This window comes from Lepagella muris (assembly GCF_004793975.1).
Taxonomy (GTDB): domain Bacteria; phylum Bacteroidota; class Bacteroidia; order Bacteroidales; family Muribaculaceae; genus Lepagella; species Lepagella muris.
Genome location: NZ_SRYB01000018.1, coordinates 1 through 13,191, shown reverse-complemented (window position 1 = coordinate 13,191; position 13,191 = coordinate 1). Strand labels below are relative to the sequence as shown.

Genomic DNA, 13,191 nt, shown 5'->3' with positions numbered 1-13,191 from the left:
CTCCCAACTCCTTCATTTATGAAATCGCTTTTCATCCCTTTTGTATGCTATGCCGTTTCCGCTTCTGCACTCAATCCCCGGGAAGCTCTCGACTTCCTTTACGCCACCATGTCGCTACCCGACAAGACTGATTATTCAAAGGAATTCTATCTTGAGAATATCAACGCGTCGCTGAAAGCAAGGGAGGAGCTGCCGTGGGGAAAGTCTGTGCCGCAACGGGAATTCATGCACTTCGTGCTTCCGGTCAGGATCAACAATGAGAATCTTGACAATGCCCGAATGGTATTCTACGATGAGCTGAAGGATAGGGTGAAGGGATTGTCGATGAAGGATGCAATATTGGAGGTGAACCATTGGTGTCATGAGAAAGTGACCTACAAGCCCTCGGATGCACGCACCTCCTCCCCACTCTCCGCCTTGAGCCAAGCTATCGGACGATGTGGTGAGGAATCCACTTTCACTGTGGCGGCTCTAAGGGCTGTCGGAATACCTGCCCGACAGATCTACACCCCTCGCTGGGCACATACCGACGATAACCACGCATGGGTGGAGGCTTGGGCAGACGGGAAATGGTATTTCTTGGGTGCGTGTGAGCCGGAACCGATACTGAACTTGGCATGGTTCAACGCTCCGGCATCACGCGGTATGCTGATGAACACGAATGTGGCGGGCGACTATAATGGTCCGGAGGAGGTACTGCTGAAACAGCCTCTCACCACACGTATCAACACCACCTCCAACTATGCGCCCGTGGCTACGCTTCCCGTGGAAGTGGTGAATGTCGACGGCACCCCGGCAAAAGGGGCAAAGGTGAATTTCTGCATATATAATTATGCGGAATATTATCCTGCCGTCACGAAAACTGCCGACAACGATGGAAAGGCATCCCTGACCGCCGGACTCGGTGATCTCATAGTGTGGGCGACCGACGGGGAATCGTTCGGTTATGCCAAAGGCTCGCCACGCGACTATGCCGCAGGCAACACGCCTGCGCTTAAAGTGGTGCTTGACAAGAAACAGTCCGATTCCGTCACGGAGGAGTTCAACATAACTCCCCCACCCTCCGGCGCGAAGCTACCGACCATAACGCCTCAGCAACGCGCCGAGAACGACCGTCGTATGCACCTTGAGGATTCAATAAGGAATGCATACGTGGCTACTTTCGCCACTCCACAACAGGCAGCCGAGATTGCCCGAAGCCTTAATGTGGATAAGGATGCTCTCGTGAAAATACTGACCGAAGCGCGTGGCAACCATCGGAATATCACCAATATGCTGACAGGTCTGCCGAAGAAGGATAGGCAGAGGGCAATTGACCTGCTGCTCAACGTATCGGAGAAGGACAGGCGCGACATACCGATGGACGTGGTGAAAGACCATCTGAGCCACTGCGTCAAAAACGGCAAAGGTATGCCCGTGGAGTTCTTCAATAAATACGTGCTGAATCCGCGTGTGGAGAATGAGTTCCTCACCTGCTGGAGATCTCAATTGACGGAGGCTCTTTCAAAGATTCCGTCAAAGGATTTCGCTGCAAATCCGGAAAGGCTTGTGGAATGGGTGGCTCTGAATATATCGCCCGATGATAAGGAGAATCCTCAGAAACTGCTCCGCATGTCGCCCGGAGGAGTGTGGCGCACACGTCAGGCTGACCCACTGTCGCGAAACATATTCTTCGTGGCTATGGCTCGCACTGCCGGTATTCCGGCACGCATAGATCCCGTGACGGGTGCGACACAGTATGCCGATAATTCACAAAACTGGATAAATGCAGATTTCGCGAAATACAACGACCCAGGTTCTGATAAAAATGACCTGTCAACCCCGAAAGGGACGCTCTCACTCACCTTCTCCCCCGACGGATATATCGTAGATCCAAAATATTATTCACAATTCTCCATTTCAAGGATAGAGAATGGTGTGCCGCGTCAGCTGGAGTTTCCGGAAGATGCCACATGGGCGCAGACATTCTCCGCGCCTGTTGAGCTTGAGGCAGGGCAATATATACTCACGAGCGGTCAGCGTCTCGCTGACGGAGGTGTGCTTGCACTCAGCCGCATATTCACGATTGCACCCGATGAGAACGTATCCCTGCCGTTGGAAATACGCCAGGATAATTCCGCAATATCGGTGATAGGGTCGCTGAATGCCGAGAATATCTATCATGACCTCGCAACCGACACAGACAAGAGCATACTCTCCACGACAGGACGCGGATATTACGTGGTCGGACTCATCTCTCCCAACCATGAGCCATCTGCCCACGCGCTAAACGACATATCCGCTGTCAGCGACAAGCTGGAGGAGTCAGGGGTCAAGATAATGCTTCTATTCGAAGATGCAGGCAAAGCCTCACGTTTCGACAAGGGGATGTTCCCGAATATGCCTGACAACGTGGTATACGGCATCGACAATAATGGCGTGAGCCGCAACGAACTCATCGAATCGCTCCACCTTTCCGACGTGACTGACCCGATATTCGTCATCGCCGACACATTCAACCGTGTGGTGTGGGTATCTACAGGATACACCATCGGCACCGGTGAGAAGATCCTATCGATCCTCTCCCGGCTATAATGAATCATTCTTCTTCTGCGGCTTCTGCATGGGGTCCTTGAAGAGCCCAGCAAGATATTTCTCCCTTATGGTCTGCATCAGTTCCCAGAAGTTGGGGACGAACAGCGTGCCGATTAAGGCGTTCATCGCCATGCCGAACACCACTGCCGTGCCTATCTCTATACGGCTGTTGGCTCCCGCACCGGTGGCAAACATCATGGGCATGACACCAAACACGAATGCAAGTGCCGTCATCATTATAGGACGGAAACGTATCACACCGGCATCGTGCGCCGCCTTGCGTATCGGCTCACCCTGCTTGCGGAAATCCATGGCATATTCCACTATCAATATCGCATTCTTAGCCGACATGCCGAGCAGAAGTATTATACCTATCTGGGTATAGATGCTTATGCTCTGGTGCATGAAGATGCAACCCAGCACCGTGCCGAGTATAGCCACCGGCATACTGAGCACAACGGCTATCGGATCGGTCCAACTCTCATATTGGGCAGACAGCACAAGCAGCGTCATAACAATGGCGAATATCAGCACGAAACTTACCGTGGTGCCCGACTGTGTTTCCTGATAGGCTATTCCGCTCCATGCGTAGGAATAACTCTTACCCAATGCGTCGCCCACTATCTCCTCCATCGCCTTGATACCTTCGGAAGAGCTTACCCCGTCTGCCAAAGTGGCGGTCAGAGAGGCAGACTCATACATGTTGTAGCGCGACACACTCGGCGCGCCCATAGTTGACTCTATCGTGGCGAATGTGCTGAAGGGAACCATCTCGCCGGAACTGTTCTTCACAGAGAGACGCAATACGTCGCCGACCCGGCTCCTGTCGATGCCGTTAGCCTGAACCGTCACCTGATACGTGCGTCCGAACTCCACGAAGTCGTTGACGTAACTGCCGCCGAGATAGGCAGCCATTGCGCTGTAGACATCCTCCATCATCACTCCCAAAAGCTTTATCCTGTCGCGGTCAATCTTCACCTGATATTGCGGCACGGTGCCCTGAAAGAGCGACGTCACCTGCTTGATGCGCGGATCCTCTTCCGCCATGCGTGTCACGTCGTCAAGAGCCTTTGCCATCTCTGCGGTGCCAAGACTGTTAATGTCGAGAAGCATCATCTGAAGACCCGATGACTCGCCGAGTCCCTGTATCGCCGGAGGATTGATGGAGAAGATGACTGCTTCCTGATATTTTGATGAAATCTCATCCACCATCGCTATGACCTTGTTGATGCCACCCTCCTTTCCCCGTTTGCTCCATGGCTCAAGTATCACGTTGACCGAACCCATGTTGGAGGCGGCACCACCCCCCATCATGGAGAATCCGGATATGCTCATGACATCCTTCACATACGGAATCTTCTTTATCTCCGCACTGAGATCATCCACCACTTTCTGAGTCCGCTCAAGCGATGCCCCGGTGGGCAACTCGATGGAGGTCATGAAATATCCCATATCCTCTTCGGGAATATAACTCGTGGGCCACTTCACAAAGCCCCAGAAGGCGGCTGCCGCAAGAAGCAGATAGACCGCAAGAGAGATGACAGGCTTGCCGAGCATCTTCGTTATGCTGCGGTCGTAAAAACTCTCAACCTTATTGTAGCCCTTGTTGAACCATCTGTAGAGTATGAATTTCGATGGCTTGCGCGGCGTAAGGAAGAGTGCGCAGAGTGCCGGGGTCAATGTCAGTGCATTGAAACCTGAGAATGCGGTGGAGACCGCTATCGTAAGGGCAAACTGCTTATAAAGCTCACCCGTTATGCCGCTGACAAACGCCGTAGGGATAAACACCGAGAGAAGCACAAGAACCTCACCGATGACCGGTCCCTGCAACTCTATCATCGCTTTCTGAGCCGCTTCCCGACGTGTCATGTCGCCCTTGTCGACAAGGCGTGAGCAATCCTCCACCACCACTATGGCATCATCCACCACTATCGCTATGGCAAGCACCAACCCGAACAATGTAAGGGTATTCAGGGAGAACCCCATTATCTTCATCACGGCAAAAGTGGCTATCAACGACACCGGAATAGAGAGCATCGGGATTATGACCGCACGCCAGTTCTGGAGGAAAATGAGAATCACCGCCATGACGATAAGCGACGTTATGACGAATGTGGAGAGCACATCATCGATCGACTCCTTTACGTAGTCGGTGGAGTTTAGCACCACCTTATAATGGACACCATCGGGGAAATACTGCGACAGTCGGTCAAGTTCGGCAAGAGCACCCTTAGCCACGTCGAGCGCATTCGCTCCGGGACGTTGCTCTATGCCTATAAGTGCAGTCGATTCATTGTTGAGTTTTCCCACTGCCGTATAGCTTGTGCTACCCAATTCCACCTTAGCCACATCTTTCAACCGCAATATGCCGCTTCCGTCGGAACGCAATACGATATTGCCGAATTCCTCTGCCGTCGACAGCTGTCCTTTGCTGGTAAGGGTATATTGGAAATCCGCACCGTCATTATGCGGCGGCGCACCTACCGAACCCGCCGATACCTCCATATTCTGCGACCTGACCATCGCCATCACCTCATCCGGAGTAAGTCCGCGCGCACGCATCGCTTCAGGGTCAAGCCATATCCTCATGCTGTATTCTCCCCCACCGAAAGCCGATACGCCTCCGACTCCATCCACACGCGACAACGGATCGGTCATGTGAAGCTGCGCGTAGTTGGTAAGATAGAGCGCGTCATAACGTTTCGGATCATCAGTCGTTAGAGCTATGAAGAGGACGTTGTTGCTGCTCCGCTTCATTACGCTCACACCCTGCTCCACCACTGCCGTCGGCAATTGTGATGTAGCCTCCTGCACCCTGTTCTGAATCTCTACAGCCGCCTGATCCACGTCGGTGCCATTCTCAAACGTAATCGTAAGCCCGTAGCTGCCGTCAGATCCGGATGATGAATTCATATACAACATCCCGTCGACACCATTCACCTGCTCCTCGATAGGGACACCTATGGCTCGCGCAACAGTCTCGGCATCCGCACCGGGATATTCTGCCGACACCATGACTGTAGGGGGCGTTATGTCCGGATATTGCGCCACGGGAAGAGTGCGCACCGTAAGTATGCCGGCAAGCACCATAAGAACGGCTATAACAGTGGCGAAGATAGGCCGGTCTATGAAAAATCTGGAGAACATATTTCTTTATTTTACAGCAGCATCCCGTATCAACCGTCTGAGAATGCAGCATAATGAAACCCTTTGTAGCTTTATCTCTATATTATTTAATGTTTAAGGGTTATGGTTTATGGGTTATGATCATTTAATTTTGTATAATGAACGGATTCGAAGATTTCCATGTATCTTAAAACCATAAACTCTAAACCATAAACTATAAACCATAAACTATAAACCATAAACTATATATTATTTGACGATAACCGGCGAGATCTCCTCACCGTTGCGAACTGTCAGCAATGCCTTGGTGACGTATTTATCTCCGGCACGAAGTCCTTTGGTGATCACCCGCAATGAATCTTGGTATATGTCGCCTACCTCCACCGGTGTGTAGACCACCTTATTCGAGTCATTGACCACGTAAAGATATTTACCCAACTGGTCAGTACCGATGGAGGCATCCTTGACGAGTATGGCATCCGATTTCCTGCCGTATGGGAGCGACACGGTGACGTACATACCATCCTTCAGTTCGTTGTCTATATTATTGACGGTACCCTTCAATTCTATAGTGCCGGTAGACTGGTTGACAGACGGCGACTCATAATAAAGGTCGGCTGTATAGCTATGGGTCATGCTGTCGGTGAATGAGAGTGGAATCTGACGATACACGGGCGCACCCATTCCGCCATCTCTCCCCACAAGTCTCTCATATTGCGCATCCTCTATCTGGAAAACAGCGTTGAACGTGGATATGTCATATATGGTTGCCAATTCAACCGGAGCGCCGGAACCATTCACATAATTACCGGCACTCATCATGCAATCCGTAGTGAATCCGGATATAGGTGCCGTGACGGTGCAGTATCCGAGATTTGTGCGTGCGGTATGCAGGGCAGCCTCACAGTCCTTGATGTTGGCTACTGCCTGATTGTAGGCACTCTCTGCCGACAATACCTCCATCTTTGAGACAGCATTCGCCTCAAGTGCCTTATTGACGGCGGCATAATGACTCTTGGCATAGTCGCGGGCACTTATCGCCGACGCCAAGGCGGCTTCTGCCCTTGCGACAGCATCCTGATAAAGTGTCGGGTCTATACGGAAAAGGACTGTACCCTTTGTCACGTATTCTCCTGAATTATAGTTGACACTTAGGAGCCTGCCATCGACCCTTCCAACTACCTTGGCTGAATTTTTTGATTTCAGATAACCAGGATATGTCTTGTGGAGAATCACGGAATCTGTCGTAGCGACCGCAACATCAATTTTACGCATAGTGGTGTCACGTTCCGCGTTCCCTTTATTATGGCAGGATACGAGAGGCATGGCTAATGCCGCATAGAGGGCATATATGAGATACGTTTGTGTTTTCATAAGTAATAAGTAAGAAATAATTAAATTAGCAGGAGATTAGTAAGTCGCGACTCCGACCTAACTGGCGGATAAGAGATCATGGTTGCCAACCGCCACCAAGCGACTGATAGATGGTCACAAGCGTGGCGAGTGCCTTCCCTTCAAGTTCCACCAGTGTATTCTGACTTTCAAGCCAGTTCATCTGTCCGTCCACCACGTTTGAGAATGGTGTCAGACCGGTCTTATAAAGGTCTACCGCAAGATTAAGGCTTTTCTCACTCTGCTCCACCACTTTCTTCTGCAACTCAATGGAAGATAATGTGGCATCATATTGAATCAGGGCGTTGTCTACCTCCTCCACGGCATTCATCACTGTAAGGTTATATTGGTCGACCGCCGCCTCAAGTTGCAATTTCGCTTCCGCAGTACGGTAATTCCTTGCAAGTCCGTCAAACAGGGTCCATGACAATTGCGGGGCGACGGAATATGTAAGGCTTTTGTTGCCAAACAGATCCCCGGCGTTATGGGCAGCCGTGCCTATGTTGCCTGTCAATGATAAAGTCGGGAGAAAATCTTTCTTGGAAATGCCGACATTGGCAGCATATTGTGCCAGTTGAAGCTCAGCTGTCATTATATCGGGGCGACGACGGAGAAGGTCTGCCGGCACCCCTGCCGATACCGTCTGTCGGTAGTCGGGCATACGTTCATATACGGATAGATGCTGCGCCAACTCTCCGGGGTATTCCCCCACAAGTATGGATATGGTGTTGATGAGAGTCTTTATCCTTGCCCTAAGTGCCGGTAGGGAGGTCTGGGTGCCGTAAAGCACTATACGCGCCTGTGTGACGTCGAGCATATCGCCAAGATCAGCCTCATAACGTGCTTCCGTAATCTTCACCACATCATCCTGTGATGCGATATGCGCCAATGCCACCGACAGTTCCTCCTGACACATTCGCAGATTCATATATGCACTCGCGATGTTGGCACACAATGACACCATCACCGCATCATAGTCGGACTTACTTGCCTGATACGCCGCTTTCTTTGACTTGACTGCCGCCTTCACTCTTCCGAACACATCGATTTCCCAATTCATCGTCGCGCCGAGGGAGAAATATGAGCTACGTTCATAGCGTCCCACCGGGTCGGAGACGGCACCACTCTGCTGCCCCTTGGTCCATGAACCTGACAACGACAATGTAGGGAAATAGCCCGATTGTGCCTCCTTTACAATCTTATCAGCCATCTCTATACGACGCAATGCCGCCGCCACATCATAATTGTTGGCGACTGCCTTTGCTATCAGCGCGTCAAGAGTGGAGTCGTTAAACGTTTTCCACCAGTCATCCTCCGTCGGGAGGGTCTGGGTGCATTGTCGGGTCATCTGCCAGCTCTCCGGAAGCGGATCCATGACGTATCCCCCTGCCGGATCAGAAGCTGATGCCGAAGAGAATGCTACGGCAATCGTAGCTGAAAGTATGAATCGTGTGTAATCCATAGTATAGCGGAATCAAAAAAAGATTAAGTTTCCCCGACGGCACAGACATACCTCGGGAAGCAATAAAAAATGACGCAGCACCCCGTTCAACGAAGTCCCGCTATCTCAATAACAAATAACTTTAGAAAAAATATTTCCCACCTAAAGAAAGAAAAAGAAAAATAGAATAAAAAATAGGGAATATTATGAATACCTCATGATCATCCTACTAATTGGTGAGTAAGTAATCTTCAAAAAATAACTTGTTAAAGTTATAAATGTAAATTTTTTATTGTGGCAGCATCTTTCCGGTGCTTTCGGAGCGCGGAATCAGTCGCATAGCCCGCTATGCTCCATCTTCCTTACTCCGAAATCCCTCGGAAATATGCGCCAAACTTTCACAACTTATTTTTTTACGATTACTAAAATTTTGAATAATTAAACTATTTGTCGTAACTTTGCACAAAACAAGTAAAAGTTTGACAATGATACTGCGGACAACTTTTGAAAACATATATTCCTTCAACGAAGAAGTTTCAGTGAGTTTCGTCGCCGGGAAAGGCTCGGTCCACACATCTCATGTGAGTCGAGCCATTAAGCGCGATGATATCTCCGCCCTTAAATTCGGCATAATATATGGTGCTAATGCTTCAGGGAAGAGCAATGTAATCAAAGCGATAGCCTTACTGCAACAAATTGCATCAGGTCGTTTCCCTGTTGGGGAGTTTGAGCCTTTTAAACTCTCAAAAAGCATTCGACCGGTATCCAAGATTGAGATTGAGTTCAAAACTTACGGAAGATACTTCGCATACGGGATAGAATTCTCAATCAACGGCATTAAGGAGGAATGGCTTTATGAAATCAACAGTCGGTCTGAAAAGAAGATTTTCGAGCGTGTCACCTCTTCCGATGGAAATCTCTTTTCTTTTGGTGACGTAAATGGTGACGAGGAGACTGCCAGATTTGTAAAGTTTCTCGGCGAGGGAACTCCTATCAAAAAGAGCTTCCTCTCTGAATATGTCGGGCGTAATGGTAAGGGTCTTTCCCCTATAAAGGTTGCTCACGGATGGTTTGCCTCCGGATTGCGTATTATTTTCCCATCCACCCGATTCCGTGGGATATCATTCAACGCGGAACAGGATGAATCCTTTCATGATGCCACGCGCAAACTGTTGCAATATTTCAATACGGGCATTGTTGATATCCGTCGCTTCCCCGTCAACTCAAAGGAGGAGACTAATCTTCCGGACGCATTGCTAAATCAAATAATCAGCAACTCAACGCCCGGTAAAACTGCTTTGGTCGCAGCCCCTGAAAGCAACGAATGTTTCTTCTTCGACTTCAAGGCTGATGGCTCATACTCTATTTCAAAGCAGAAAGCCGTTCACCGCAATGACGATGATAAGGAGATTGTGTTTGAAATGGATGAGGAATCAGATGGCTCAATCCGTCTTCTTGACTTCATCCCAATGCTTATAGATCTTGGTCAGAATGATACAGACTATATGATTGATGAGCTTGACCGCAGCATGCACCCGTTATTGTCGCAAAAACTTATAGAATGTTATCTGCATAGCCTTTCCAAAGAGCGCGACAATCAACTCATAATCTCCACTCACGAATGCAACCTGCTGAATCTTGACCTTATCCGCTCGGATGAAGTATGGTTTGTAGAAAAAGACAAGAATGGAGCCTCACAGTTGGTTTCGCTTGCAGAATACAAACCTCGCGAAAATATTCAGAAAGGCTATCTGCAAGGCCGCTACAGTGCCATTCCATTTTTCGCTCCGATTGAAACCCTAAACTGGCAACGTGATGAGAAAGCGTAAGGATTTTGTCAGGCTTGAAGGGGTTCGCTCGGCACGTCTGGTGGTAATTGCAAGCGAAGGGAGATGCACAGAGGCTATCTATTTCGCAGAAGTGAAAAACAGACTCTGTGCACCTAATGTGCATATTGAAATCCTGAATCGAGATTCTAACGAATCATCCCCCGAAAGCGTTCACAAGCAGATTACCGACTTCATGAGAGAATATAACATTGAAGATGATGATGAACTTTGGCTGGTTATTGACCGTGACCGCTGGCATGAGGCTATGCTTTCAAGAATTGCTCAACTTTGTTATCAAAATACCCACCTGCATTTTTGTATGAGCAATCCATGCTTTGAATTATGGCTACTTCTACATCTGGAGGATGTGACGGAATATGATGACGATACTTTTACACAACTTATTAAAAACAAGAAGAGTAAATCAGGGGTTCCATGGCTGAAACAGCGTATGCGCAATTTGCTGGGTTCTTATTCCGAATCTAATTACGAAGCCTGTCATCTGATTCCCTTTGCTCCATTGGCGATGAAACGCGCAAGAGCATTAGATGCTAATCCACAAGACCGTTGGCCACAAAGCATCGGTACACGTGTCTATCTGCTTATGGATAGCATTACAACAAAAAGATAATAATGATGAATCCCGGCATTCTACATTGGCAGGATTTTACCCTCATAAAGAGAATTTATCGTGTAAAGGTACACCACAGATTGCTCCATATATAGGTAATATGTTCTTATATCTCGTCATTATATAGGCGTATGTTTCTATGTGCAAATATAGTCATTATTCCTAATATATAAACGGGTGGGATGCATAAATTGTCTGAAAGCAAAAAATCAGGCAGCGACGTAAGCCGACTGCCTGATCATTCTGAGCGGTAAGCGAGGCTCGAACTCGTGACCCTCAGCTTGGGAAGCTGATGCTCTACCAACTGAGCTATTACCGCATTTGCGCTGCAAATTTAATAAGAATATTTCGCTTATCCAAAATATTCTCCGTTTTTTTTATCGTGTTTCCTCTTTTTTTGCTAATTTTGCATCTCTCTCCTATAGAAGTTGTCTAAACTTCAATTGCCGGATATCTCAATCTCTCTGATAAGGCACCCATAATCAATGAAGTTTATGCCGCTATTATAAGCATATATAATCAACACAATACGAAAATGCAAGCTGAATATTATTTTGTCGTAAACGGTCAGCAACAAGGACCTTTCCCTAAAGAGGAGCTACGAAAATACAACATATCCCCCGACACTCTCGTATGGCGTGCCGGTATGACCAACTGGGTGAAGGCAACCGAACTTCCGGAACTTGCCGATCTTTTCGCCATCAATGTCGATGTCGTTGACAATCCTTCAAATTTCCAGACCGATGAGAACGTATCTCAGGATACTTCCGACAACAACTGGTTTGCAATGTTTGCCGGAAACAGATTCGGTCCCACTTCAATCAGTGCGCTCATCGCTAATGGTCTGACACGTGACACCCCCGTATGGCATCCCGGCATGAACGACTGGCAACCGGCTTATACCCAGACAGAGGTGATGACCGCTCTCAATCAGGTGCCCCCTACCGGTAATTCCTACGGACAACACCCCCCTTACTCGCAGCCAAACGGGTTCGCAAATAATCCGCAATATGGGCAACAGAATCCTTACGGGTATGGCTCTCAGACTCCCAACGGTTATCCGCAATATGGGCAATCCGCTGACAACAAGCCGAATTTCGCGGCAAATCCACAATATAATTCCGGGCAAACCTACGGGCAAAATTATGGTCAGCAAAATTACGGGCAACAGAATTATGGTCAGAATTACGGGCAGCAGAATCCGAATCAGTTCGGCAACTCTTCCGCCTACACCAATTGGTTGCCTTTGGCAATTGTTGCCACGATACTCGGATTCCTATGCTCTTGCATAGGCGCGATATTCGGCATAATCGGAATAATCCAGGCGAACAAAGCAAACGGATTTTATGCCATAGGCAACGAATCAATGGGTAATCAGGCGAACAACACCGCTAAGACAATGACCATAATCGGATTTGTACTCGCAGGAATAGGACTGATCTCATCGATATTCTGGTTTAATTCCAGCAACAGGTTATTTGATCTCATCACATATTCTATATGAAGTATTATGCGATGATCGACGGCAAACGATACGGTCCCTATGAACTGGAGGAGCTCGCTAATGCCGGAGTGAGACCGGGCACCTATATATGGTGTAAGGGGATGGATGATTGGGAGAAGGCGGAGGATGTAGCCGATGTGTGCCGGATGTTCCGCATCAGGCTGTATGATCTCATGCACCCATCGCAGTCAGCTCCCGCAGAGGAAGTTGATCCGTCTGAGATTAAGGATATACCATCTGCCGGTAATGATCAAGTAACGCCATCCGGCATGACTCGTTTTGATCGTGCCTTGAATGATGCCGGTGCTCCGCACCTACCATCTTTGGAAGAGATTGAAGAGCGCGACAACAACATTCCGCCCTCCCCATTTCTTCTTCCAATAGCAATCTTTGTCACAATCATCGGATTCATGCCTGCCGGAATCGTGGCAATAATCTATTCGATAAAGGCACGCAAGGCTTGGAATGACTCGCCCGGATCGAAGGAGGCGGGGCACTTCTGCCGCGCAGCGAAGATGTGGACAGGAATTGCCTTTTTCATCGGGATGATTCTGTATGCTTTCCTTTTCAGATTTTCTTAGGATCTCTTGGACCTCTTAGACCTCTTGGACTTTTTTAGACTTCTTGGACTTCTAAAAAAAGAGACTGTCTAACAATCAAAAGTTAGATGGTCTCTTTTTTTGTGACGTATTAC

At 48.7% G+C, this 13,191-nt stretch carries 8 protein-coding genes and 1 tRNA gene; 5 read left to right on the top strand and 4 right to left on the bottom strand.

What is annotated here, in order from left to right:
• The first annotated feature begins 18 nt into the window (after positions 1-18).
• The gene (locus E5331_RS12165; protein ID WP_275441196.1) at positions 19-2,574 is read left to right on the top strand and encodes a transglutaminase domain-containing protein; all 2,556 of its coding nucleotides are present in this window, start codon (positions 19-21) and stop codon (positions 2,572-2,574) included.
• Here E5331_RS12165 and E5331_RS12160 read toward each other — a convergent pair.
• From E5331_RS12160 to E5331_RS12150, 3 genes are all read right to left on the bottom strand, one after another.
• Positions 2,569-5,721 (bottom strand): efflux RND transporter permease subunit, encoded by a 3,153-nt coding sequence (locus E5331_RS12160; protein ID WP_135985207.1) that lies wholly within the window; start codon positions 5,719-5,721, stop codon positions 2,569-2,571. The two genes, E5331_RS12165 and E5331_RS12160, sit on opposite strands and share 6 nt — an antisense overlap.
• 228 nt (positions 5,722-5,949) lie before the next feature.
• Positions 5,950-7,074, bottom strand: a complete 1,125-nt coding sequence (locus tag E5331_RS12155) for an efflux RND transporter periplasmic adaptor subunit (RefSeq protein WP_135985209.1) — start codon at positions 7,072-7,074, stop codon at positions 5,950-5,952.
• Between the two features lie 76 nt (positions 7,075-7,150).
• Positions 7,151-8,554 carry a TolC family protein gene (locus E5331_RS12150; RefSeq protein ID WP_135985211.1) on the bottom strand — a complete coding sequence of 468 codons (1,404 nt, stop codon included), beginning with the start codon at positions 8,552-8,554 and terminating at the stop codon, positions 7,151-7,153.
• 464 nt (positions 8,555-9,018) lie between these two features.
• Between E5331_RS12150 and E5331_RS12145 the strand changes: the two genes are divergently transcribed.
• On the top strand, positions 9,019-10,362 hold the full coding sequence (locus E5331_RS12145) for an AAA family ATPase (protein WP_123482402.1): 1,344 nt from the start codon (positions 9,019-9,021) through the stop codon (positions 10,360-10,362).
• Entirely contained in the window at positions 10,349-10,993 is a 645-nt protein-coding gene (locus tag E5331_RS12140) for an RloB family protein (RefSeq protein WP_123482403.1), read from the top strand. Before E5331_RS12145 ends, E5331_RS12140 begins: the two co-directional genes overlap by 14 nt.
• 246 nt (positions 10,994-11,239) lie before the next feature.
• On the opposite strand, the gene E5331_RS12135 is transcribed toward E5331_RS12140, so the two are convergent.
• Positions 11,240-11,312: transfer RNA gene (locus E5331_RS12135), tRNA-Gly, on the bottom strand.
• 216 nt (positions 11,313-11,528) lie between these two features.
• Between E5331_RS12135 and E5331_RS12130 the strand changes: the two genes are divergently transcribed.
• Positions 11,529-12,497, top strand: a complete 969-nt coding sequence (locus tag E5331_RS12130; protein ID WP_123482404.1) for a DUF4339 domain-containing protein — start codon at positions 11,529-11,531, stop codon at positions 12,495-12,497.
• Positions 12,494-13,078, top strand: a complete 585-nt coding sequence (locus tag E5331_RS12125) for a GYF domain-containing protein (protein WP_123482405.1) — start codon at positions 12,494-12,496, stop codon at positions 13,076-13,078. Before E5331_RS12130 ends, E5331_RS12125 begins: the two co-directional genes overlap by 4 nt.
• Positions 13,079-13,191: the final 113 nt, after the last annotated feature.

What these genes read in the sequence shown, in the direction of transcription:
- E5331_RS12165 (WP_275441196.1), top strand. Translation starts at nt 19, where the DNA reads ATGAAATCGCTTTTCATCCCTTTTGTATGCTATGCCGTTTCCGCTTCT.
- E5331_RS12160 (WP_135985207.1), bottom strand. Translation starts at nt 5,721, where the DNA reads ATGTTCTCCAGATTTTTCATAGACCGGCCTATCTTCGCCACTGTTATA.
- E5331_RS12155 (WP_135985209.1), bottom strand. Translation starts at nt 7,074, where the DNA reads ATGAAAACACAAACGTATCTCATATATGCCCTCTATGCGGCATTAGCC.
- E5331_RS12150 (WP_135985211.1), bottom strand. Translation starts at nt 8,554, where the DNA reads ATGGATTACACACGATTCATACTTTCAGCTACGATTGCCGTAGCATTC.
- E5331_RS12145 (WP_123482402.1), top strand. Translation starts at nt 9,019, where the DNA reads ATGATACTGCGGACAACTTTTGAAAACATATATTCCTTCAACGAAGAA.
- E5331_RS12140 (WP_123482403.1), top strand. Translation starts at nt 10,349, where the DNA reads ATGAGAAAGCGTAAGGATTTTGTCAGGCTTGAAGGGGTTCGCTCGGCA.
- E5331_RS12130 (WP_123482404.1), top strand. Translation starts at nt 11,529, where the DNA reads ATGCAAGCTGAATATTATTTTGTCGTAAACGGTCAGCAACAAGGACCT.
- E5331_RS12125 (WP_123482405.1), top strand. Translation starts at nt 12,494, where the DNA reads ATGAAGTATTATGCGATGATCGACGGCAAACGATACGGTCCCTATGAA.